Genomic DNA, 25079 nt, shown 5'->3' on the forward strand with positions numbered 1-25079 from the left:
TCGTAAAGATCAATGAGATCCAGGCGTTCCGGCAGTGGGTGGAGGCGCGTCTTGCGAACAAGGGCGCACTTCAATCGGAAGACTTCGCCAGAGTGCAGGAGATCGCTTCTGACTATGTGAGCCGGAATATAAGGTACTTCGTTTTCGATGTCGTGGAGGTCACGCCGGAGACGCGCTTCGTGGAACCTATAGTCTACAGATTCAAAAGCAAAGAGCTCTTCTACCCGCTCAAGACGACCAATACGTTCGGTGGCGAAGGCCAGATAGACCTCGTGGTCGTGGCGCCCGGCACGTTGTGCGACCCGCTCTTCCAAGAACCCCTCTACACAGAAGATAGATTCTCTCCGTGCTGCGGCATATGCGGCATATGGCCCGACGGAACGTGGTGCTCGCCGTTCGCAAGCACATCCGAGCAGGTCGCGAAGGGCGAGCTGAAGTCGGTGTACAGTGGCGCTGAGGAGTTCTTCAAGGCCCACGAGGCCGTGTTCATGCAGCTCGTCCGGTACAAGGGGCCGTTCAAGTTCAATGACGATGTCAGGATAGACATCTCGCGGGCACCGCGGCGGGCGTATCAGGTGTCGACCGACGAATGGTTTCCCGATGACATCTTGAGGGACTCAGATTAGCCTACCTTTCCGAGATAAAATAAATAATGGAACCCGGTGAGGGTAGGCGACGTGGTGACGCGGATGCCGTGGGCAACTTTCGCCGTGGAGGTCGCCAATGCCATGACCGCGCTTTCTTGATGGAGGCGTTTTTGCGAGGCGTGGGGTGCAACTGGTTCGTGGCGCTCCCTGTGTGGATGGCCTTCAGCGCCGAGGACGTTACGGGGAAAATGCTGGCCATCTGGTAGCCGATCATGGCCTTCGTGGCCATCGGTTTCGAGCACTCCGTGGCCAATATGTTTTTCGTGCCCCTCGGCATCTTCGCGGGCACCGACCCAGCATACATTGCGTTCGCTCGGACAGCCCAGGCCCTTGCGACGCGGGTTCCGGTCTTGCATGCAACCTGGAAACATTCTTCGTGCGTAACATCGTCCGTTCGTTTTCCTGATTCGCGATCTCCGTTCAGGAAGCATCTTGTTCATTGGCAGGTTGGCTAATCCCGCGCAGAATCCCGCAAAGTAGGTGCATTGTGAGAGGGTGTCAGTATGATAAATGTGCCGGGTAGTGAAACAACGCATAGCACGAACGTTTTGTCTAAACAGGCAAGAGAGGAAGAGGAATCGATATGTCTACACGACAAAGTCGTTTAGGGATTCGTGGGGGAGAATTCATGAGGATGTTCCTTGTTCTTGCCATGGTTTTAGGTGTTTCGTCTTTTGCCCCAATATCCTATGCCGGGTACTCCAGTGGCCCGAGCCAAACGGAAGAAGAGGTCTTACAAGAACTCCTGATGGGTCCGACAAAATTTATAATTAGAGTATCCAGTAACGGCTGTACGGATAAGAATTCCTTCAAAATCGACGTGAAAAAGGAAGTAGGGTTATCCCCGAAAGCACCGCATTATCTTCTGACAATCATCCGGATCCGACCTGATGAATGTAAGGCGATAGTAGATGGTGGAGTTTTACTTCTATTTGACTTAGAAACGGATCTGGGATTAACAGGCGATTTTACCTATTCCATCACAAACCGGGTATATTCATTGTCTCGAACTCAACCTTCAGAGAACTCTTTATTCTCTATTATCGAAAAATACTTCACTTTAGAATTTCCCAAGCTCAAAGAAGTAAGACCGGAACCGTTTACTAAATTCATAATGGACCATGATTATTTTACCTGCTACCTCCCGGACCGTTGGAAGTTGGAGCGGGACCGGGAAGGCGATGAAAAGGCCGGTATTTTCGAGGTCCACCTGACGATGCCGGAGAAGGCCAAACCGGAAGACGGCGAGCGTTATTTCTTTCCCGACCCCCTTATTTACGTGGGATATTACAGTAAGAACAACCGGCAAAATGAGACTTATGAAAGTTTTATCAAGGATTATGAGGAACTGCTCCTGAAAAGGGAGGGTAGCAACCAATCCCGATATGAGAAGCCGAAGGAAATCAAATTCAACGGAAGAGAAGCTAAAGAAATAACCTATGAAGTCTACCAGGAGATACAGCGCGGGCCACTGGTTACGATCAAGTATTGGCTAAAGGCCAGGTTCATTGTGGTCAAGGGCGAGGAAGGTTTTTATGTGCTCGCCTATAAAAGCCCAAAAAAGTTTTACGATAAATATTTACGTATTTTCGAAGAGGTGGTAGGGACATTTAAAATTGGCGAAACGAATCCATGATCGACCCATCCAGGCGTTTGGCCATTACTTCTAGCCTATCAGGGAAGACATCGACTAGCATATAATAGTCAGCTACCCCACGGCTAAAGCCGGGGGATCGTGATGAGCAAGCCCGGAGCCGACCAGCCTCAGCCACTAGACACAAGCCTGAGGGGGCTACGTTATCCAGGTCATGACACCCTGGGGTGCGTTGCCAGCCCCAGGCCCTGTCGTTCGGCATTAAACAGGCATACGGGGTCGAAGCCAGTATGCCGAACATCATTGGCGAGGCAAACATTACCCCGAAAAGGGGGCTCTATATGAGCAAAGTCTTTGGCCTCTGGTTCTTCGCTATTTTGTGTGGGTAACCACCTAAAAAGTGATATGATAGTCCCAAGGTGGTTATCATGCGAGACACTTCTTCTCCCGGGCGCGCCTTATTATTGCATGAAGGATTGACCGGAGGGATTGAGGGTTTATGATCCTTGATATAGCTTCGTAAGGCGAATTTAGGTTGGATACCCTGAAACATCAAAAGCGAAGCTCAAACCTTTCTTGCCACGCATAAGGTGTGGGATAAGAAAGTATCCAATGTCAGCTTCATCCGCTCCACACGATGTCTGCCATCAGCATTGTCTATCGGGAACAGTGCTGGCCATTAGCACTGTTCGTTGGGAATAGTGCTGACCATTAGCATCATCCGCCAGTAACAGTGTTAGCCATTAGCATTGTCCGCCGAGAACGATGCTAGCCATTAGCATCGTCCATCGAGAACAGTGTTAGCTATTAGCATCATCCGCCGGGGACAGTGCTTGCCATCAGCATCGTCATCGTCCGTCGGGAATGATGCCTGCCACCAGCATCGTTGCCCATCCCAAGGGTTATGCGTGCTAAGAAAAAGCCTCCCCGGGTATAACAATGTACCCCAAGAGGGCTCATGGTAGTCCTTTTAGAAACCAGGAAATCGTCGGACTATCGGTTCAAAAGATCTCTCGAGGGCGATTAGCCTCTCTAACTATGCTCTACTCGATCCTATTTCCAGGCCCGGGCCAATTCAGATGTAGTCATGAACCCGGCCCCTTCTTCTTTGAGATCCCGGATCAGATTTCCGAGTTCCATGAGGGCCTTATCCCCGCAATTTCTCGTTATGAATTCATCGGGCATGACGCTACCTTCTCCATAATGGATAAGCCCCCCCGGCATCTCGACAAACTCCCAGGGGTGCATATAAAAGCAGAGAACCACAGGGAGCGATCTCTCTTTCAAATAACTGATATAGTTTCTAACGTGAATCATAAGTTTATCTGCTCCATCTGTTCTAAAGAGGGGCCACTGATCCCGATCACGGCCGAACTCATCACGGCTTTCCATGGACATATCGGCGAAATTGGGTATTTCAAGCAGCCTCATATCGCCTTCCTTGGTCCAATCGTTCCTACTCGGGTGGTACGGGATCAGCCTCTCCCTGTAATAATAAAGAGGGTAAGAGGCGTCCGCAAGAAACCCGAGATCCTCCAGGGCATTTACCACGGCCGTGCTACCCCAGAGTCGAGGGCATCTGAAAGACAAAACCTCCTTGCCGACAGCAGCCTCCACTAGCTCGGTCGCCCTTTTGACTCGCAGGGGAACCTCCTCAGGGAGAAGCGGCTTAACCCCGGGGATCGGAAAAAGCTCATCACCTATGGTTTCGTGATAAAGACTGTGGCATCCCACTTCATGTCCTCTGGAATCTATCTCCCGCACCAAGGCCGGGAACTTTGAAGCTGCCTCCCCAGTAAAAAAGAATGTCGCCTTTACATCTGCATCCCCGAGCAACTCCAAGAGCTTCGGTGTCCCTTTCTCAACCCCATCATAAAATGGAGTCCAGCTGCCGAGATCGGTTTCAACGTCAAAGCCAAAGACAACGGTAATTCCCTTTTCCACAGTACAGCCCCCTCTCCCCAGGAATCCCTTTCCTTACAAAACGCGGTTCCCAGGAATCTCGCCCATCGTAACCACAAGAACAACCCCCATTATAACTAAATGATCAAAATGATCAGAAGGCACAGGCCTGTCGACCGAGCACCCCAGCTTCCTGTAAGCGTTAATTCGATGCTGACAGATGGCTATGTACTTTCAAAATGCATGGGGTAGACACCAAGCCTGTGCCTATAATTATACCTACTTTTTCAAACTCTGCGCATCCACGATATCAGCCACAGTCATAACCCATGGCACCCAGTTCTTCCCCTGACTAAAATAAACCCCTTGCACTTCCTGGCCTTCAAGCAGTTGGACAGCAACCCTCACGGCATCCCGCCCTGTCTTCCGGGGGGCGAAATCCACTGTCGCATACATCCTCCCCTTCTTGACCGCCTCAATAGCCTCATCTTCTGCATCGCAACCTATGACAATTATCCCTTTACGCCCTGCCGCCTCGATCGCATTAATAGCGCCCAGGGCCATCTCGTCATTGTAGGCATAGACAGCATCGATATCCCTATGTGCCTGGAGTAGATTCTCCATGACCTCCATTGCCTTTTGCCTCGAGAAATCAGCAGGCTGCTGTGCTATTATCTTTATACCTGGGTAATTGCTAATGACGCTTGTGAATCCCTTACTGCGATCCCTGCTGGCCGAGGAGCCAGGGATACCCTCGAGCACTATAACCCTTCCCTTTCCATTGAGGGCTTTAACAAGGGCCTTGCCGCCAAAATATCCTCCCATTTCAGCCGAAGCGCCGACATGTAAGATATAGCCTTTCTCGTCAACGAACCTATCCAGCGTTATCCATGGTATCCCCGATTTGTTAAGCGCTCGTGCAGCTGGGATGAGGGCTTTGGCATCAGCGGGGTTAAGTATAATGAGATCAAACTTTTGAGTAATCATGTCTTCAACCTGCGCGAGCTGGGTTCCGGGACTGTTGTTGGCATCTGCGATATAAAGTTGGACTCCCTGCTTTGCGGCTTCCTCCTCCAGGCCCTTCTTCATTTCCACAAAGAACGGTACGTTCAGGGTACATAGCGCCACGCTGATGCGGTACTTGCCCTTCGCAGCATAGCTAATAGGGCTAAATAAGCTCATAGTAAGCACGAACAGAAGGATCAGGCTGATCGCCACGAGCTTTTGGTTTTTTAACATACATATCTCCTCCTTTTCACAAATTTGTTAAGGCATATCTTACATGAGATGACTTGCCGCTTTCCCCTCCTTTCTAGCAATCACCCCACCTGTAACTTGCCTCTTCCGAGCGTAACTGTCCATGAGCACCGCCCCGACTATTATCACCCCCTTAAAAATCTGCTGGTAGTATGAAGAGACGTTTAGAAGGTTAAACCCGTTGTTCAAAACCCCTATAATCAAGGCGCCGATTAACGTACCCAAAATAGTTCCTTCGCCACCAAACAGGCTCGTTCCCCCGATAATAACAGCAGCAATGGCATCAAGCTCGAAGCCCATACCGGCCGTCGGATCGGCTGAATTTAACCTCGACGTCAGCACAATCCCGGTAATGGCACAAAGGATACCCATTATGGTATATACTGTCATGCGCCGCTTATCTATATCGATACCAGAATACCTTGCTGCCTCCTCGTTCCCGCCGATTGCATAAACCTCACGTCCAAAAACCGTAGATGAGAGAAGGAAGTGACATATGAGGAGCACCACTGCGAGGATTATAACTGGCACCGGGATTGGACCAGCGTAGCCCGCCCCGATGAATCGAAAATCTTCATTCAGGTCGTAGATTGGCCTCCCACCGGTATAGATGAGGGTGAGCCCACGCGCGGCAGTCAACATCCCAACGCTGACGATGAAGGGCGGGATGCCCCCCTTTGAAATGATAAAGCCATTTGTGAAGCCGAGGAAAGCTCCCAAGAGCAAGCCAGCGAACACCGCAACCCAGGTGCCGTGAGGTTGCAGGCCGGCTACTATTGCGCCGGTTAACGCAACCTGAGAACCCACAGAAAGGTCAATACCAGCCGTTATAATTACCATCGTCATTCCCGCAGCCAGTATCCCATTCATGGATATCTGCCTGACTACATTTGTCAGATTTGATACAGTAAGAAATACGGGCGACATGAATGACAGAACGACGCAGATTCCTACAAGCACAATCACTATGCCGTACTTCTGGAGAAAGCTCTTCTTCATTCCCCATTACCTCCTGGGCAACTCCAACTCTACTAACCTCAACCCCCCAGCGCGCAGCGGAGGATTCCCTCCTGGGTGGCCTCATGGCGCAGGAATTCCCCCGTAATCCGGCCCCTGGCCATAACGATTATCCTATCGCTCATGCCTAGGACTTCCGGCAACTCCGAGGAAATCATTATGACTGCGCCTCCCGCCTGCGCAAACTCTCCCATGAGGCGGTGAATCTCGCGTTTTGCACCGACATCGATCCCTCGAGTTGGTTCATCAAGGATAAGTACCCTGGGACGCGTCAACATTCCCTTGGCAAAGACTACTTTTTGCTGATTACCGCCGCTAAGATTCTCCACCAGCTGTTCAATAGAAGGTGTTTTGACGTTCAATCTATCTACAGCGTCTTCAACATTGGCCCGTTCCTTGTTTCGGTTGATGAAAAACCCATGCATGCTCAGGGACGAAAGTACCGAAAGCGAGGTATTCTCGCGCACTGTCATCTTCCGGACGAGGCCTTGATTCTTTCTATCCTCGGGTAGAAGATAGATGCCATGCTTTATGGCATCCGTTGGTCGCGATATCTTGAGCCTCCGACCGTCCATATAGATGCTGCCTGACGTCGGAGGCTTTATGCCATAAATCGACCGGGCGAGCTCTGTACGGCCGGCCCCCATGAGACCCGCTATCCCCAGAATCTCGCCGGATCTAACTTCAAATGATATATTTTCGAATTCTCCCACCCTTGACAACCCTTCGACTCTGAGCACGGGTTCGCCGATCTCGACCTCAACCTTGGGGAAGAGATCTGTCAATTCTCTGCCTACCATCATACCAACTATTTGGTTGTAAGTGACCTCATCCAATTTCTTTGTACCAATAACACGACCATCCCTGAGCACGGTAATACTATCTGCTATTTGAAAAAGTTCCTCCAATCTATGGGAGACAAAGATAAATGTTACACCCTTTGCTTTTAGGCCTTTGACTATGTCGAAAAGCTGCCTTACCTCGCCTTGGGAGAGTGCAGAGGTAGGCTCATCCATTATTACAAGCCGCGCACCACAGGATAATGCCTTGACTATCTCTACAAGCTGACGCTCAGCTACGCCCAGCTCTCGCACGGGGATTTTGGGGTCAAGCTCAACTCCCAGTTGTCCAAGGAGTTTCTCGGTATTGCGTTCTAATTCATCCCAGTCCACCACTCCTAAACTACCATGATGCGGCAAGCGTCCAAGAAAGACATTCTCCCTCACGGAGAGAGCAGGGATCAGGTTTAATTCCTGGTGAACTGTGGCGATCCCTAGCTGCTGTGCATGTCTTGGACCCTGGATATCAACCTCTGTATCTCGAAAGGTAATGCTCCCCGAATCCTTTCGATGTATGCCGCTCAAGATCTTGATAAGCGTCGACTTACCAGCCCCATTCTCCCCAACCAACGCGTGGATTTCTCCTGGCCTAACCTTGAAGTCAACGTTATCAAGCGCAACAATACCCTGGAAGCGCTTGGATATACCTCTCATATCAAGCAGGTACCCGTCGGACATCTTCCCTTCACTCCACGTTCATGATTCACGTTAGTCCACGAGCCAAGGCCCTATTTTAATACCTCCAGAAATCCCCGAAGGCGTCCTACGCAACGGGGAATGCCATTGTTCCATAATATGCAAGGTTAGGCTGGCGAACATCGAGGCGACCGAACTGGACCACCACGGGGACGTCGCTACGTATTCGAAGAGCATACTGCCCAAACGGTATCCTATAACTATCCGGCCCGATGGGTTTATCCAGCCGTATGCAGAGGACCCTTTGTCCATCAACAGTATAAGGGATTCCTAAAACAGGATCTCGATCCGTAAAGTAAATGTCGATCAAGATGTGAGCATTTTCTCTATTGGTATTTAAAATTATGAGGGATTCGTGACCTTCGAGCTCACCATCCCCTCTTGGAGGAAGGTCCCCATCCGGGACCACCCATACCCTATGGCCTTCCCCTTTCACTTCGCCGATATTATTGGTCCACCCGCAGGTATCGGTGCTAGCGGTGCCGGCATTTGAAGCGTTCATTTTCTGTATTCCCTCGCTTTGTCACAATAGTCTCTCTCTGGCATGCATCTCATATATTCCATGTATTACACGATTACAGGATTGCCCCGCTTCGCTTGGATAGCTACCTTGATGAATCCTGATACACGCAAGCGAAGCGGAAGGCAATCTAGATGCAATAGGCTACCTCAGGCTACGCTCAAAGCCTGCTTGGCGCATTCATGATCAAGTCTTCCATGTAAGGGGAAAGGGGTTCCGCACCCTTTTCGGTTATGACATAACCAGTCTCCACCCTAACCCCATAAAGGGTTGGATGGCCAAAGAGGCTCACGTCAATACAAACAGTCATACCCGGCTGCAATACATCGCGGCTATTGGGCCCAAAAAACGGGGCCTCCGCCTCGAGCAGACCGATGGTATGTACATATGGAACAAGCATATACGGCGCATATCCTCGCCCCTTTAGGAAGTTGCGCGGAACTGCATCGATTTCCACTGCCGACCTGCCAGGGACGAGCTGCTCCCGGGTCAATGAGAAGGCTTCGACAGCATCTGCGAGGTAGCGCTTTTGCTCGGCACTAGCCTTGTTGCCGACGAAGAGGGAAAGCCCGGCGGCTGAACTGTAACCATTGTAGCGGGGGCTCACCCCGGCGAGGAGGGTGTCGCCTTCCTCGAGGATACGGTCGGATGCTGTTGGGACCACCCCATTGCTCCGTTCGCCGGCACCCATGATAGTCTTAAAGCCGAACCAGTTTGCCCCGAGTGTACGCATCTTCCCTTCAGCGAGGCCGGCAAGGTAGTACTCGGGCACGCCGGGTGCTATATTCTCGAGGATAACCTTAAACCCTTCATCTGCAATCTGGAATGATTTCTTTATTGACTCGATCTCCCATTCACTCTTTATAACCCTAAACTCCTCAAATTCTTCAGTTATATCGATGAACTCTATCCCATGTAAATCAGCCTGTAGGTGAGAATAGACTCTATAGGGCATCTTATTGAGTCCCACTATGCCGAGGCGGCTTACCTTTCTCCCAACTATCTCGTGGAATACGACATCGAAGGTAACAACCCTCGCCATAGGATACTCTTCCTCAGGGACCATGAAGACCTGGACGTTCCTGGTCTCTTTGATGGCGGATGATTCCCTGGCAAAAGGCTCCGATTCAGGACCTCCAAGTATACAAGCATCACCTTGCGCCGGAACCAATATTGCCCCGCTCTCGAATTGAGGGCACCATCCCGAGAGATACCACCCATTTGCTATATTCAATTCATCGTAATAAATCAGGGCGGCATCGAGCCCTTTTTCGGCAAGGAGTGTTTGGGTGCGCTTGATTCTCGCTGTGGATTCTTCCTTGGGTATCCCCATTTTTCTCCCTCGCTTTCGATGTTTGATCTCATCCTGATTTCATCCTGACCTCATTCTGACTCTGGCCTTTGCCTCGCCAAACTCATGCTCTCCCATTCCCCGGTGCCATTATCGATATAGCCTGGGGATAACCTGCGGATGCAGGTTTGGCGACTCGTTTTGGTATCGATACCGGTATCGGTGCTTAATTATTCGCCCTAAGACTCCGGAATCCTCCTAAGCTACCAGAATGTTTTGGGACTATATTCTAGGTGAAATTCGAACTCTATTCTACCTTAACTCCGTTGGCTGTATCAAAAAAAGGGTAATCGGTCAGGTAGACTCCCATCTTTGGGAGCAAACTGCCGTTGACTCTCTCACTATAAGCTTTACCGGGAGGATGCTTGTAGAGAAGCAATGGCCGTCCCTACCCTCTTCGAACAACTCCATGAGCTTCTTGACCGCCAGGCGCCCCATCGATTTCCTTGGCACCTGGATAGTTGTCAGAGAAGGTTGAGTATGCATCAATAATTCTATACCATCGAACCCAGCAACGGATATATCTCCTGGCACCTTAAGCCCTCTCTCGTTTATAGCCCTAATGGCCCCAATAGCCATCTCGTCATTGGCGAATACTGCTGTAGGCCAGTCTGACTTCGGAAGTTGTAAGAGACTAGACATGGCTACATAACCGCTTTCAGGGTGGTAGTCGCCCTCTTTGATGAGTGACTCATCTATCTCGAGCCCGTATTCCGCAAGGCCCTCACGGTAGCCTTTACTTATATCCAGAGAGAAAAAATGCTCCCTGGGGCCTCTAATCAACGCTATCCTTTTATGCCCAAGCCCTACAAGGTGGGAAACCATCATCCTGGCTCCTCTTACATTATCACAGATTATACTATCGATCCCATCCACATTGGCCGGCGCATCAACCAGGACCACGGGGACCTCCTCTTTAACAAACATATCAAGGGTGACCCGGGGAGCCTGACCCACGATAACTGCGGCCTGGATTATCCTATCATGGACCATCTGCAGGGTTTTGCCTCCGTTACCAAGCGGACCGCTGCTAAGAGTTGAAAATATCACATGATACTGGCGATCTGCAAGCTCCCTTTCAATTGTTTCGAGAATATCTGAATAGTAGGTATGGGTTTGTGTAACATCCTCTCCAAGGACGACCCCTATACACCGGGACCTGGAAGCATCTAGCGTATCTCCTCTGCTCAGGGAGCGAGCCGCTAAATTCGGATAGTAGTCTAACTCCCGCATAGCCCGGAGAACCTTTTCCCGCGTCTCCTCACGTATATTCCTGGCATTGTTGATTACCCGTGAAACAGTCGTTGTACCAACACCAGCGAGTCTTGCAACATCTGCTATAGTCACTTTCATGAAATCCTACCCTCACCTTGCTCCTTCGTCTGTTGTAGAGTCTACCTCGAAAATAAATATTACCCCAGCTAAAGCCATTTTCATTCTCTGGTGGTGCCGCCTGGGCGGCATGCGGGTCTGTCTACTCCGAAATAATCCAATCACTTCCAGAGGTATTTCCATTCTCCATAGCGCTATGCCGACGCACAGAGATCTACTCAAAATAGCTCTATAAAGGTCATCTGCATCCTCTATCGGTGCCACCGCAGGCAGCATGAAAGCCTATTCTACCTTAAAGGTCTATTCTACTTTAATTGTATCGCTACTAGGTATCGATTCCATATGTTCATAATTAATTATTCTATAGCTTACCGAGAAATCCTTCCTTGGTACCGCAAAAACAAAAACATCTGACCATCTCACCCGATATCTCTGACTTCCTCATAATACTACTTTGTTAGGTATGGACAAAAGGCCAGCTAAATGGCATATAGGATAAAGATGGGGTACTTATGGGGGATAAACATTAAAACCACACCCTATCCTATATACGGGATATACAAGGCCATTGAACGGTACTTTGGCCTGTGCAGGCGAGAGGAAAGCATCTGGTCGCTTTGTCGATAGGTCGTCGGATTATTGGCTGATGTTGCGCCTAAAACCTGTCAAGGGATTGCTGATGCGGTTCCTCAACTTATGATATAGATTTCCATATTGCTGCCAGGATTTGAGTACACCCCATCCCCCATCTTTTATCCCTCATCCCTTACCATGCTGCAGCTTGCAGCATATTTTCTGAAAACATGCTGCAAAGAGTAGCACATCTTTTAAAAACATGCTGCAGTCTACAGCATGTTATCTTAAAGATATGCTGTAATGAGTAGCATCGCTATCCCCGATGCTGCAGATTGCAGCACATCCCGCCAGAACATGCTGCGTAGTGCAGCATGTTTTTCAAAGATATGCTGCATGGGGCGGCACGTCCAACCTCTGGTAACAATATGGAAGTTTGTATCATAAGTTAAGTATTACGTAATGAAGACGTTGGGTATCACCAAATCGCCTTTGTAAGACTTTAACAGCGTTTAAAAATGCTATCCGCCGATGCATCGAAAGATTTAGACCAATGAACTTTATGACCCTTAGGATTGGTTATGATATCCTACTTATGATCCACGTTTTTTGCCAATCCTGCTTATCGATTTCCACCTCTCGGAGATCTAAGTATTGAGATACCCCCGCCTTTGGGCTCTCGGTTCCCTGCATTTGGAAAGAACTAGTCGGCATGGAATCAATGTTTTCGGCGGTAACCATGATGAGCCGACAAGTTTAGCACCTGCCGCCAGAATGCATGCGTGCTGGACAGCAACTTCCCCGACAAGTTGCGGATTTTGCGCCTCGACGGCAATTAAACGTGTATTTGTTTCAAGCGCCCTTTCAATCCGGTCGGAAAGATCGAAGCCTGCTATGTAATAATGGTGATGCATCCCTCGAGAAGCTTCGAGCAAAAGTTCAAGAGCCACCCCATCGTAACCAAAGAGGCAGTCTGCATCAGGCACTTCTTCAATCAGTCTCCTCAACTCATCTGCTGATGCGATGTCGGAAAGTGATAGCCGGCAGAGACAACTGGCAGGGCCTACTTTCCGCAAGCCGTCAAGGAAGCCTTGTAGTCGCAATTCTGATTCCGGAGAGACGGGATTTACTAATGCTAAGACTCGAATCCCCTCTTTTCGAGGGTTGATTTTGACAGCCACATATTTCCCCAATTCCAGCCCACCCGAATACGAATCAGACCCCACAAACGGTATGTCCGGCAGGCCGAGAGGAAAGTCAACCAGTACCGTGGGGATCACCTTCACGGCAAAGGCGTGTTCCAGAACCCTTCGGTCACCTGTGACAACTATTAGCGCATCACAGTCGGATGCATCGGTAACCTGGGCAATCTGTGTTTCCCTTGAGCCGTCAGCATCTGATACGGTCAAACAGAGTCCCGCCCTGTCTGCCGCCGCCCGGGCACCAACAATGAGTTCCTGAAAGAATATGAAGTTGGTCGTTAGTAAACTGAAGTGCACTCTTAACACCGGTCGGTGGCCCCCCGGCTCTAAACAATAACCTTTCTCAACTGGTCAAGAATCAATTGCACCATCCGTTGACCCAATTCCTGAGAAGCATGGCGAGCCATCTGCACAAACCAGGGTTGCCCCTCCTTAAGTTGATTCATCGCCGCCCCTTCCGGGCATGTAGCTATCATGAGCGACGTCTCATATTGACCCGCGTGGTCGTAACCTGTGGCCTGTTGCACCTCCGGAGCCATTAGCGGGATTACCTTAATCCAGTTCCAGGGGTTATCCGCCTTGTCTAAAGTTTCATAAAACCTGGCGTTTTCCGGTCGGCCCCACCAGCCACGGCCGTGTTTCTCCTCCAAAAACCGGAAGATAAGCTGACGTGCCGACTTGATGAAGCAAAGGGCTTCCGGTAACTCGATCCCATTCTCATATTGATGGTGAATGACCACATAGATATTGCGGAAACCGGTCAGAAGCATCCCCCAGAGAACATCCCGAACATAATGTTCAAAATTATCGACGTCAACATGAATTGTTCCTTGCTCCGGCCCCGCCACGGCGTAGGAAGACGGCCCGTAATATATGGGCGGAGCAAGAATCATATCCTTTTCTTTCTCCAAGAGTTCGAGAATCCGTGTTACCACCAGCGTATCTGTTCCGAAGCCCAGATGTTCACCGTGGTATTCTATTGTTCCGGCCGGAATCACTAACGGCCACCGTTTTTCGATGGCCTCTCTAAGTTGGAACGGGAAAAGAGTCTCAAGTCTCATCTTATTCTAGCCCCCATTTCCTTAAAAACTCATCGAAACAATCATCCACCAGATTTCTGTTCCTCCGCTACTACTACGAGCATTTAGTTATGACTGCATCGCTTCTAATCACCTTAGCCGCCGATGTTCAGAAGTGTTCAGCCAAACAGCTCCCAGAACCACGATACCGCGAGCCACCATTTGAGCATAGGGAGAGACGTTCAGGAGAATCATTCCGTTCACCAACATTCCGATAAAAATCGCCCCCATTATGGTTCCAATAAGTGTTCCCTCTCCCCCGAATAGACTTGTTCCCCCCAGGATCACTGCGGCAATGACCTCTAATTCCAACCCTTCTCCGACAGCCGGCGAGCCAGTACCTAAGCGTGAGGCCATCAGGATACCACCAATTGCCGTGAGAACCCCACCGATGATGAATACCTTATAAAGTATCTTGTCGACTTCGATACCGGAGAGGCGGGCAACCTCACTATTCTCGCCCACCACTTGAATGTACTTGCCGAGCCGAGTCTGAGTGAAAACAAATTCGCAAATGCACCATAGGACTATCATGATAACTATAGGAGTGGGGATGCCCAAAAGGTCTCCGCGGGCAAGTTCACGGAATCCTTTGGACTCTATGTAAATTGGATAACCTTTGGTCATGAAAAAACCAATTCCGCGGATGATTCCCATTGTCCCAAGGGTCACAATGAAAGCGGGGATCTTTTGCTTGGCTACAAAGAACCCGTGCAAGAGGCCCATTCCAACTCCCACGCCGATTATCACCCACGGCCAGATGTAGGCTGGTAGAGCAGTTCGGCTTACAAGAACGGCGGTAAGCAAACCGGTAAGTGCAACCCCGGAACCGACACTGAGGTCGATCTGACCGGCGGTGATTATGAACGTCATCCCAAAAGCAATGATGGAGGTGACGGCGATCTGCCTGCCCACGTTGAAGAGATTGTTGACGGTCAAAAAGTACCGGCTCAAGACTGAGAAAAGGGTGAATAAGATACCAAGCCCTATGAAAAGGCCGTATCCCCTCAGGAATTTCGTAACGGATGATGTCTGTACCTGTCTGATCCTGACTTGGTCCATAAGAGCTAAAAGTCACCTCCAGTTATCATGAGTCTAGCCACTTCATCTCGGGTTGTTTCAGTCGTTTTGCGCTCACCAACTACACTCCCCCGGCGAAGGACCAGGATGCGGTCAGCGACACGAAAGACGTCCTCGAGGTTATGACTTATGAGAATAACGGCGATTCCTTGATTCTTAACCTGTTCTATTGTTTGACATACCTTTTCACTTTCTCTTACGCCAAGAGCAGCGGTAGGCTCATCCATAATAATCAACTTGGCGTCCCAATAAATCCCCCTGGCAATGGCAGTAGCCTGCCTCTGGCCACCGGACAGCTTACCTACCGGGCTCCTCACCGAACCAATATTCACTTTCAGCCTCTCAAATATGGGGGCAGACTCCTCGTCCATGCGCTTCTTGTCCAACACTTTTACGAAACCAAGGAAGTTACGAGTGAACTCCCTTCCCAGGAATATATTTTCTGCAATACTCCGTTTGTTTGCCAACGCCAGATCCTGATATATAGTCTCAATACCTAAGTCCCTGGCATGTTGAGGAGTGAAAATCGTCACCTCTTGGCCGTTGAACCACACCCGCCCGCTATCGGGTGCGTGGGCCCCCGAAATAACCTTAATCAGGGTCGACTTCCCCGCCCCATTGTCACCCACCAAAGCTAAGATCTCCCCTCGCCAGAGGGAGAAACTAACATTAATTAGGGCTTGAACAGCCCCAAATGCTTTCGAGACTCCTTCTACCTTCAATAAAGGCTCCTGTTCTATGTTCGGCATGGGTGCAGCCCCCCTCAACGAAGACAACTGAGAAACGCCTTCTGTGCCTTCTGTGCTAACTCATTAAGCCATGTTCTTACTCAACAAACAAGTCGGTATATTCTCTGGCCCAGAAACCCCCGCCCCGGGGTTGGTGAGGCGGGGGACCTATCCCTACAGGTCTAATATTTTTGGCCTAATATTTCTGGATTTCTAGCTGAGCCTCCGCCTGTTTAAGATTTTCCTTAGAAACCAAAAGCGTTGGGATTACAATCCTGTTGGGTACAAAGTCAGACCCGATGAGCTTCTTACCGGCGGCTTTGATTATGGCCGCTTGCATGGAAGCTTCCCCGAGGAGAAGCGGTTGCTGAGCCACAGTTGCGAGCAGTTTTCCTTCCTTAATAGCCCGCATAATTTCTGTATCAATGTCGACACCGACTACTTTGATGTCCCGCCTGTTGGCCATTTCCAAAGCCGCCACGGCAGCCATGCAGGTTACTTGGTTGGTACCCATAATCATGTTGATATCAGGATGAGCTGTGATGATATTCTCAGTGGAGGCCATGGCAATATCTCGCATTTTCCCTTGCTGGACAGTAACGATTCTCACCCCAGGAAGTTCGGTTACTTTTTCCTTAAACCCTTGCAGCCGCTGCTGCTGGGCTACCGATTCCAACCAGGAAACAACCCCAATTTTCGCCTTGCCGCCCATGTTCTTGGCAATATAATTTTTGGTATACTCCCCCAGTTTCCGCCCAATCTCCAGATTATCCGAACCGATGAAGGTAACGACTTTATCTGTATACAGTTGCATATCAGCTGTTATCACCGGGATCCCCCGTTTAGTCGCTTCCTCAACAACCGGTACGACACCGGAGGGATCCACCCCATAAACTATCAGGGCATCTACACGCCGTCCGATGTAAGTTTCAAGGGCCTGAACCTGATTAGCGAGTTCACCCTTGGGGTCATTGAGCAACATCTCCACTCCTGCCCTCTCAGCGACCCGTTTCATGCCCTTGACTACGTCAATATAGAATGGATGCTCGTAGGTGATAATAGAAGTACCAATCACCAGCTTTTCCCCTTCGGCAAATACCATTCCGGTCAAGCCCAGTAACAGGCCGAAGACCAGGAGATACGGTAGTAACCCTTTAAATCTTGCCATCGATTATGTGCCACAGGGATCTATTTATCCCTGTAGCTCGACCCTCCCTTCTTGAATGTTAGACAAATACAAAGGTAGTCGTTACTACATGATACATCTCACTTTGTGCGGCTAACTTGCGGCTAACTTGTATTTTCTGGATATTTCACCTCCCCTCATCCTTTTGCACCTACACTAACGACAGCTACACTTCGATGATCGGACCTTTAACTCTTGAAAACCACTCTACTCCATTAACAGTCACCCTCACTCCATCCTCTTGAGTCACATCCTAGACCTCTATGATTTCACGCCGGTAATTTGATAGCTCCTCCACCCCGTCCTTTGTGACCCTGACCCCGTCTTCGATTCTCAGCCCCATGGTATCGCTTCTCAAGAATATATCCACGCTAAAGACCATGTTCTCCTGGAGCGGCCAATCCGAGTTAGATTCTATCCACGGGTGCTCGCATTCCATCAGACCTGTCCCATGGCAGGGCCCGTAGAGAATCCAATCCCCATAGCCAAGCCCTCTCACCGTTTCCTTGAAAACCTTATCTACTTCCTTCGCTACCACTCCCGCCTTCATAGCTTTGATAGCAGCGAGCTCAGCTTCAAGACCGGCTTTAATGAACCGCTTGATATCATCCGAAGCCTTGCCCAGCACAAGCGGCCGGCCGATACTTGACGAGTAACCACCTACACGGGCCCCAACCTGGACCTGGACTAACTCCCCTTCCTGGATTTTGCGGTGTGTAGGCCTACTAATAGCTTGATTGGTATTGGAGCCTGCAATACACCACATAGGGAAACCCTCTGTTTCCGCACCAGCTTGAAGCATGGCATTCAAGGCAATACCTTTGACCTGAATCTCTGTCATGCCAGGCCTGATGTTTTCAAGCACGGCTTCAAAGCCGATCTTTGAGAGCCGGTAAGCCTCCCGGTGAAGGGCGAGTTCGTTCTCGCTCTTGATCATCCTCATCTTTATGAGGATATCATCCGCCCGTACAACCTCCCCGTCCCCCATTGCCTTCCGAATGCCATCATAGATAGGCACGGGCATGATGCTATATCCAACAATCCCAAGCCGTCTTATTCCGCGACCACCGGATGCCTCATCAAAGAGCTCCTCAAAGCTTGTAAGCTTCTCACCGGGGTACTCTGGTTCAGATGATTCCCTATAAACTAGAACCCTCCTAATCTTTTCTATTTTCGATCTAGATTTTGCATATGTATAGCTTTCAGGTCCTATTATGAGGATGGGCTCCCCTTCCACAGGCACGATGACCCCCGCAGTTTCAAAAGCCGGCCAGTAGTCTGCAAGATACCTTACATTCTGCGGCTCAGCCTCATCTGCATGAGTAATTAGGGCATCAAGCCCTCTCTGCGCCAACTCTTTCTGGATTCTCCGTATTCTCTCCTCAAACTCACTCTTTGGTATCTCCAACATCATATCTATGATTCCTCCTGCTCTAATGTTTTCAAAGTAGCTGTCACGTCGCTAATCGTGATACGCATTCGCGCCACACGATCCTCTTATCAACAATTCAGCCTCCATTATTACCTGCCTGGGTTTCATGGACCTTTTTGCATGGAGCCTCCTCAGCAGAAGATCGCACGCTGCATCTCCAAGTCGACCTGCCGGTTGCACCATCGCAGTCAAAGGTGGATCCAGCAAAGTCGTGAATTCCGACATGTCATCGAATGCCACAAGCGCCATGTCCCGAGGTATATGTAATCCCCTCTCCCTTATAGCTCTCATGGCTCCCAAGGCCATGAAGTTATTGGCAGCGAGAATGGCAGTAGGCTTATCGGCCTTATCTAGCAACTCTCCTGCCAACTCGTAGCCACTCTGCATTAGGAAATCCCCTTCTCTAATCCACCCCTTCACCTCCGGAATCCCATGATCGTGCAAAGCGCTGAGATATCCAGCAAGACGATCTTTACCTGTCGTTTGGTTAAGAGGCCCTGTGATCATGGCGATCTTTCGATGCCCCAAAGAGAGAAGATGCTCCACCAGCCTCCGGGTAGCTTGCACATTATCGATAATCACAGAGTCGACTTCTGCCCCTTCAACCAGGTTGTCAACTAGCACCACCGGTAGGATTCTTACGTCCGGAATCTCTAGCTTCAAGAGTTGATCGCTGATAGGGCTTAATATTACCCCATCCACTCGCCTCTCGGCGAGCATCTGAAGCCCCTTTAGCTCCCGGTCAGGATCGGAGTGAGTATCGTATATGATCAAATCGTAGCCATTACGCCGCGCCCGTTCTTCAATGCCCCTCGCAATTGTGGCAAAGAATGGGTTAGATATATCCGGCATCACGAATCCGATGATGTTAGACCTCTTGGTCTTAAAATTTCGGGCGAGGCTATTTGGATGATATCCTAATTCCTTGACTGCTCTATGCACCGCCTGTTGGGTTTCGGCACTCACATACCGCTCGCCACGCAATACACGAGATACGGTGGCAAAGGAGACTCCTGCTTTTTGGGCTACATCCTTTATAGTGACGCTCACTTGCTAACCCCCAATAAATCTATTGGTTATGACAACGTTGTATGCCAATGTTATCTGACAACGTTGTTATATATTCGATATATAAAGTGATTTTCCTGCTGGTTAGATAAAATTCTTTTTATTTCCGGACCGGTGTACTCAATTTTTTCATGTAACCCACATTCCCAAAGAGCCCGAGGCCTCCCCAGGGCAGGCCGAATATGATGCCAGCCATCCCTTTCACCTCAGTCCCCGGGTGCGCCCGGTGTCTCTGTTACTGGTAGGATGCTCGTATCGCATCCCTCCAGTAGCAGGCTGACTCCTTGAGATCGCTGACTACCTTGAGATCATCAGGGAACCGCTCCCTGTGGGCTATCTCAAAGGCCAGCATGACTTCGTCAACACCTGCAGCATGGATGAGCTCGAGGACCCTCTCCGCCCTTATAATGCCCTTCTCGTTGTATTCCTTTGTAAAGGGCCAATGCCGGCTGTGCCCGGACTCTGTCTGCTGGAGATGTACCACAGGTGAGACCCTGGCGAACCTCTCGAGCCACACATAGGGGTCTCTCTCATCGGGATGCGGGGCGTGGCCGATATCAAGGCACAGCTTCATCGGGATAGCAGATCCCCGGTTGACCCGGGCTAGAAGGTCATCAGTATCGGCCATGGTCCAGCCGAGCTCGCGCGGGACCGACATGGGCTCAAAGATAAGAAACTCCATGCCTAGCGTCTTGCAGTGTTCAGCTATCGCCTGCCAGCTCTGCACAGCCTCCTCCAGGAGCGCATTCCTGCGGGCCTCATTCTCATAGTCGCTCACTGAGAATATCCCAAAATGAGCTCCAGTGCCCTTCGCACCCAGCTCAGCTGATATATCAGCCCACTTCTTGAACCAACCCAGCCACACCTTCCTCGTCGCCGCATCGGGGTGAAGCAGGTGGTTTACCCTGGTGAACGTGCTCGTGAAGGTCGTGTCAATCGTAAGCTCATACCGTTTTATACATGCCTTCAGGCGGTCGAGCTGGTCGCGAACCACATCTTGCGGCAGGAAGGGGTTGAGGAGGTCGGCGGTAAACTGGACGTAGGATAGGTCGAGCTCCTCGCGCACGATTCTCGTCCATACCTCGGGCTCGGGGAACCTGTTGATTGCAAAGCCGGTATTTATTCCAAGCTTGATTCTGGTCAAGGGTAGAGCCTCCCTACTTTCTTTCCTAGCTTTCTTAGAACTTCCTGCGACTATAGAACTATAAAGTTCCTGTACAGAGCTCCTGCGACTACAAACGACGGGCCTGGACGGGACCCGATACAGACCACGTTTTTGGGATATACCCATACCTGGATCAATCACATTCCAGGATTAGGGCTCCACAATAACCTTCATGCCTTCCTTGCGCTCGGCCATTTGAAAGGCATCCGCTATCTTCTCCAGAGGGAACCGGTGGGTGATCAGCGAACCCACATCAACCCTGCCCGACCTGATGAGCTCGAGGGCGAGCCTGTGCTGCCTCGGCACGCTCCCGTGGCTCCCCGTAACGAAACACTCGCGATAATGAATCTGGTTGCTTGACACCTCGAGCGGCGGCGAGCTGGCGGGCAGCCCCCCGAAGAAATTCACCATGCCCCTCGGCCTGACGATATCCAGGGCCTGCCTCTGAGCCTCCAGGGATGCACATGCCACCATCACAAGATGCGCCCCGAGGCCGCCTGTCTCGGCCATGACCCGCTCGTGGAGGTCCTCCTCGGCCGTGGAGATATACACATCCGCATCAAAGCGCCGGGCCTGCTCCAGCCTTGCCTTTGAACGCTGGGCAAGGATGATCTTACTCGCCCCCTGGTGGCGCGCCAGCTGCACCAGCATGCACCCTACAGGGCCCGCCCCTATTATCACTACCGTATCCCCCAAGTGCACCGGCGTCAGCTCGAGGCCGTTTATGCAGCAGGCCAGCGGCTCCGCCAGGGCGGCGGCTTCGTATGGCACCCCATCCGGTATCTCATGGACAGGGCCATACTGCACCGTGATCTGGTTAAGGGGGATGTATTCCGCAAACCCGCCCGGGAACTGGTACCCGATAGCGTAATTGATCCTGCACTCGTTTCCGTACCCGTCGCGGCAGAAATCGCACTCCCCGCACGGGACGTCGGCCCCTATGGCAACGCGGTCCCCGGCTTTGAACCGGCCGACCCGCCTCCCGGCCTCAACAACCTCCCCCGCTATCTCATGCCCTATAACCTGCGGCTCCTTTACACGACTGTTACCGTGGTGAAGGATTCTTATATCGGACCCGCACACCGCGCATGCTTTTACCTTTACCAGCATGCCGTAATCCGGGTCGATCTCCGGGACCGGGATATCGCGGAGAGCCAGGCGATCTATCCCTTCAAACAGCGCAGCCTTCATAAATCAAACCTCGCAATCAATGATTTAGTTTTGCAACAATCCCTGTTTTGGAACAATCCCTCATTTGGTGATTTGATCCTATAGTCTAGGTCTAGACCCCTTAAGTCTGAGCCTAGACCCCTGCGGTCTAGACCCCTATACGCTGGCGCAGCGCCACAGGGAATGGAAATGTTCTTAGAAATGGCTGATTGGAAGTGACTGGTTCAGGCCACGATAACCTCGGGCCCTAGGCGCTCCACTCGCAGCCTGGCTTCATCGGGAACCTTGGTATCCGTTACAACCTTGTGCACATCTCGAATATCGGCAAAAGGGCACAAGGCAACCAGGCCAAATTTATGACTATCCGCAACCACAATGATCTCGTCGGCGACCCCCATCATCCGCTTCTTGACAGGCACCTCGTGCATATTGGGATTCGTCAGTATACCCCTGTCAGGGGAGATTCCACCCGTGGCCAGGAATAGCTTGTTTACGTGAACTGACTCAAAGAATTCTTCCGCGGGCGGGCCAACCAGGGACAGGGTCAGGCCTCGAACCATGCCGCCGGAGAGGATTACAACTATACCTGGGTTGTTGGAGAGCTCTGTTGCAACTGCAACCGAATTCGTCAGCACGGTTAGATCCTTCCGCGACCTGGACTTTATATGCCTCGCAACTGAAAGACACGTCGTCCCGGCGTCAATGATGATGGTATCACCGTTGCTGACAAGGGATGAGGCCATGGCGCCGATAGAATCCTTTTCGTCTTTATACTCCACCTGGCGCTCCTCGAACGGAAGATCGTAGCCTCCGGGGTCGTTCAGCACCGCCCCTCCATGGATGCGCTTGACTATCCCCGCCTTCTCCAGCTTCTCGAGATCGCGCCTTATAGTATTGGCCGATACCCCGAATTTCTCCGCGAGCCTCGAAACCGACACTCCGACGCTGCTCTTGATCTCGGTTACGATCGCAAGTTGCCTTTCAGTCTCTAACATCCCGGACGGTCTCCCCATACACGCAATATACACGGTATACATGAATACAGCATATCATGGCATGGCATAGCATGACATGACCCGCACATACGGCATTGTGTAACCCTAGTGGCTGTTCTTGTAACTATATTTCGCTATTGTCTCTCAGATTCCTGCTCATCTGGGAGTATCGTTAACAAAAACTACATCAACATCAACCTGGTATGAAGAACACCCTATTGAAAACCTGCCTCTTGTGATACATCATGTCGAACGCCTCGGCCACATCTTCGAGTGAAAAGCGGTGACTTATCAACGGAAGCACCTTTATGAGCCCCCTCGCCATGAAATTCAAGGTCAATTCCCATTCATTCACGGGATGAGGCCGGAACTCCGAATTCCAGGTCCCATAAAGGGCCAGCTGCTTCCGCAGAATGCCGCTTATCAGTTTAGCCGGCAGAACCACATCCTCCTGTGGATTGCCGAGCAACAAGACCCGGCCTCCCTTGCCCGCCATCTCCAGTGCGCCCTTTAACGTCGCAGGCACCCCGGCCGCCTCCACCACAAGGGAGACTCCCCTGCCGCCTGTCCTATCCTTGATGGCCTGGATTGGATCGGCCTTGCCCGCATCGATGCAGTTTTCAGGGGCGAAATCCAGCCGCATCGCCAGATCCAGCTTCTCCACGACGGTATCGACCAGGTATACCTCCTTCGCACCGAGCGCCCTGGCCCATTGTGCCACCAGAATGCCTATGGGGCCTGCGCCGAGCACCGCCACGCTATCCCCGGGCTTTATGCCGCGAGCCCGGCGCAGCCCGTGCAGGGCAACGGCCGCGGGCTCTGTCGCCGCAGCGGTTTCATAATCTACCCCGGCCGGTATATGGATGAGGTTTCGAATCGGGGCCTTTACGTATTCGGCGAACCCCCCATCGGTCCTCGAGCCTAGGTAGTTATAGTCATCGCACAGGGCATAATCTCCAACCTGGCAGAAGTCGCACCGGCCGCAGGGTATGAGGGGTATGACGACCACCCTGTCGCCCGGCCTCACCCCTACATCCCCAATCTCTCCGGCGACCTCGACCACCTCGCCCGCAAATTCATGCCCCGGTATGGTCGGGAAGTGATATGTGCCCGTTACCATGACCCGGCGGATGTCCGAGCCACAAACCCCCGCCGCCTTTACCTTCACCAGGGCCTCGCCATCGCTCAACCGGGGTATGGGAACCTCCTCGCATTTTATAAGGCCGGGGGCGTGCAAAACAGCCGCCTTCATTTTCCTCTCCCTGTTGGCCGCCACAGCGCCTTTCTCCTTCCTTCTCTTGCTTCCCTTTATTCTGGTTATTCCGATTCTCTACTTGCACCGCTATCTTTCGTCGCCCGCTCTCTCAGCTGCTGCCCGCATCTCCCGGACAGCCTGCGATAGCTCCACATCCTTCCGGTAGAGGCCGGAGGAGCCGCCCACGAAGACATTCGCCCCCGCCCTCGCAAGGAGTGGGATCGTCCTGGCGTTTATATTCCCATCCACCTCAATCGAAATATCGAGCCCGGACGCGGCTATCATCCTCGATACGTCCTCAACCTTTGATACCATTTCGGGCAGGAACTCGCCCCCGGCAAAACCGGGACTTACGGTCATGACAGTGACGATGTCCACATAAGGAAGGATATATCTAAGCGGCTCAGGGCTCGTAGGTGGCGACAGGGCCACCCCCGCCCGGGCTCCCGCCCTCCGGATTCCCTTCAGGACCGGGTAGATGTTCCGGCATGCTTCCAGGTGGATGACTATTATATCCGCCCCGGTATCTATGAAGGTCTTCACATGCCTCTCAGGGTCTTCGATCATGAGGTGAGCCTCGAACAGGATATTGATATCAGCCACACCCTTCAGGGCTTTGATCATCCAGGGCGAAAACCCGAAGTTCGGGACGAACCTCCCATCCATCACATCGAAATGCAATAGATCAACCCCTGCCGCCGCGGCCGCCCGAATACCTGCAGACAGGTTGCCGGCGTCGGCACACATCATTGACGCTGCTATTCGGCTTTGCACTCTACTATCCCCCCGATACACAAACACCGATACACCCTGGCTCTCGGTTTGCTGAAGTTTGCTATATAGGCGCATGGAACATTACATACCAATGCCTATAACATTTCCACCATATCACGTAAGTTAATGGTTATTGATATATCTATTCTCCCTGGAAGCTTGATTTCCTTCATAACGGCATGGGATTTTTCTACAGATATCAAGTTGCCGCAATAGA

The 25079-nt window shown here is 51.2% G+C and carries 21 protein-coding genes and 1 pseudogene; 3 read left to right on the plus strand and 19 right to left on the minus strand.

Features of this window, described 5'->3' with window-relative positions; all coding sequences use genetic code 11:
- From HPY71_06425 to HPY71_06435, 3 genes and pseudogenes are all read left to right on the plus strand, one after another.
- Positions 1 to 626 (plus strand): hypothetical protein (locus HPY71_06425; protein NPV53144.1); only part of this gene is annotated, 626 nt, incomplete at its 5' end.
- Positions 627 to 745: 119 nt separating this feature from the next.
- Positions 746 to 1102, plus strand: a pseudogene (locus HPY71_06430) (formate/nitrite transporter family protein).
- A gap of 173 nt (positions 1103 to 1275) precedes the next feature.
- Positions 1276 to 2283 carry a hypothetical protein gene (locus HPY71_06435; protein ID NPV53145.1) on the plus strand — a complete coding sequence of 336 codons (1008 nt, stop codon included), beginning with the start codon at positions 1276 to 1278 and terminating at the stop codon, positions 2281 to 2283.
- 1011 nt (positions 2284 to 3294) lie between these two features.
- Here the strand turns inward: HPY71_06435 and HPY71_06440 are convergent.
- From HPY71_06440 to rpe, 19 genes are all read right to left on the minus strand, one after another.
- The gene (locus HPY71_06440; protein NPV53146.1) at positions 3295 to 4185 is read right to left on the minus strand and encodes a polysaccharide deacetylase family protein; all 891 of its coding nucleotides are present in this window, start codon (positions 4183 to 4185) and stop codon (positions 3295 to 3297) included.
- A gap of 237 nt (positions 4186 to 4422) precedes the next feature.
- Positions 4423 to 5382 (minus strand): substrate-binding domain-containing protein, encoded by a 960-nt coding sequence (locus HPY71_06445; protein ID NPV53147.1) that lies wholly within the window; start codon positions 5380 to 5382, stop codon positions 4423 to 4425.
- Positions 5383 to 5421: 39 nt separating this feature from the next.
- Positions 5422 to 6399: a ribose ABC transporter permease gene (locus tag HPY71_06450; protein ID NPV53148.1), complete on the minus strand. Its 978-nt coding sequence runs from the start codon at positions 6397 to 6399 to the stop codon at positions 5422 to 5424.
- 38 nt (positions 6400 to 6437) lie between these two features.
- On the minus strand, positions 6438 to 7934 hold the full coding sequence (locus HPY71_06455) for a sugar ABC transporter ATP-binding protein (protein NPV53149.1): 1497 nt from the start codon (positions 7932 to 7934) through the stop codon (positions 6438 to 6440).
- Positions 7935 to 8019: 85 nt separating this feature from the next.
- Positions 8020 to 8454, minus strand: a complete 435-nt coding sequence (locus HPY71_06460; GenBank protein ID NPV53150.1) for a hypothetical protein — start codon at positions 8452 to 8454, stop codon at positions 8020 to 8022.
- Between the two features lie 178 nt (positions 8455 to 8632).
- Positions 8633 to 9805 carry an aminopeptidase P family protein gene (locus HPY71_06465; protein NPV53151.1) on the minus strand — a complete coding sequence of 391 codons (1173 nt, stop codon included), beginning with the start codon at positions 9803 to 9805 and terminating at the stop codon, positions 8633 to 8635.
- Positions 9806 to 10117: 312 nt separating this feature from the next.
- Positions 10118 to 11176 carry a LacI family DNA-binding transcriptional regulator gene (locus HPY71_06470; protein ID NPV53152.1) on the minus strand — a complete coding sequence of 353 codons (1059 nt, stop codon included), beginning with the start codon at positions 11174 to 11176 and terminating at the stop codon, positions 10118 to 10120.
- Between the two features lie 1199 nt (positions 11177 to 12375).
- A complete protein-coding gene (locus HPY71_06475; protein NPV53153.1) occupies positions 12376 to 13236 on the minus strand; it encodes a substrate-binding domain-containing protein in 861 nt (286 codons plus the stop codon).
- A gap of 20 nt (positions 13237 to 13256) precedes the next feature.
- Positions 13257 to 13991 carry a creatininase family protein gene (locus HPY71_06480; protein NPV53154.1) on the minus strand — a complete coding sequence of 245 codons (735 nt, stop codon included), beginning with the start codon at positions 13989 to 13991 and terminating at the stop codon, positions 13257 to 13259.
- A 108-nt stretch (positions 13992 to 14099) separates the two neighbouring features.
- Positions 14100 to 15071 carry an ABC transporter permease gene (locus tag HPY71_06485; GenBank protein ID NPV53155.1) on the minus strand — a complete coding sequence of 324 codons (972 nt, stop codon included), beginning with the start codon at positions 15069 to 15071 and terminating at the stop codon, positions 14100 to 14102.
- A gap of 5 nt (positions 15072 to 15076) precedes the next feature.
- The gene (locus HPY71_06490; GenBank protein ID NPV53156.1) at positions 15077 to 15838 is read right to left on the minus strand and encodes a sugar ABC transporter ATP-binding protein; all 762 of its coding nucleotides are present in this window, start codon (positions 15836 to 15838) and stop codon (positions 15077 to 15079) included.
- Between the two features lie 175 nt (positions 15839 to 16013).
- Positions 16014 to 16985: a substrate-binding domain-containing protein gene (locus HPY71_06495; protein ID NPV53157.1), complete on the minus strand. Its 972-nt coding sequence runs from the start codon at positions 16983 to 16985 to the stop codon at positions 16014 to 16016.
- 271 nt (positions 16986 to 17256) lie between these two features.
- Positions 17257 to 18417 (minus strand): aminopeptidase P family protein, encoded by a 1161-nt coding sequence (locus HPY71_06500; GenBank protein NPV53158.1) that lies wholly within the window; start codon positions 18415 to 18417, stop codon positions 17257 to 17259.
- 48 nt (positions 18418 to 18465) lie between these two features.
- The gene (locus HPY71_06505) at positions 18466 to 19485 is read right to left on the minus strand and encodes a LacI family DNA-binding transcriptional regulator (protein NPV53159.1); all 1020 of its coding nucleotides are present in this window, start codon (positions 19483 to 19485) and stop codon (positions 18466 to 18468) included.
- Between the two features lie 253 nt (positions 19486 to 19738).
- Positions 19739 to 20794 (minus strand): sugar phosphate isomerase/epimerase, encoded by a 1056-nt coding sequence (locus HPY71_06510; GenBank protein NPV53160.1) that lies wholly within the window; start codon positions 20792 to 20794, stop codon positions 19739 to 19741.
- 24 nt (positions 20795 to 20818) lie between these two features.
- Positions 20819 to 21859, minus strand: a complete 1041-nt coding sequence (locus tag HPY71_06515) for an alcohol dehydrogenase catalytic domain-containing protein (GenBank protein ID NPV53161.1) — start codon at positions 21857 to 21859, stop codon at positions 20819 to 20821.
- A gap of 203 nt (positions 21860 to 22062) precedes the next feature.
- Positions 22063 to 22833, minus strand: a complete 771-nt coding sequence (locus HPY71_06520) for a DeoR/GlpR transcriptional regulator (GenBank protein NPV53162.1) — start codon at positions 22831 to 22833, stop codon at positions 22063 to 22065.
- Positions 22834 to 23026: 193 nt separating this feature from the next.
- Positions 23027 to 24085 (minus strand): galactitol-1-phosphate 5-dehydrogenase, encoded by a 1059-nt coding sequence (locus HPY71_06525; protein NPV53163.1) that lies wholly within the window; start codon positions 24083 to 24085, stop codon positions 23027 to 23029.
- A gap of 90 nt (positions 24086 to 24175) precedes the next feature.
- Positions 24176 to 24862: a ribulose-phosphate 3-epimerase gene (gene rpe / locus HPY71_06530; protein NPV53164.1), complete on the minus strand. Its 687-nt coding sequence runs from the start codon at positions 24860 to 24862 to the stop codon at positions 24176 to 24178.
- Positions 24863 to 25079: the final 217 nt, after the last annotated feature.

It is taken from the genome of Bacillota bacterium (assembly GCA_013178125.1).
Lineage (GTDB): Bacteria > Bacillota > SHA-98 > Ch115 > JABLXJ01 > JABLXL01.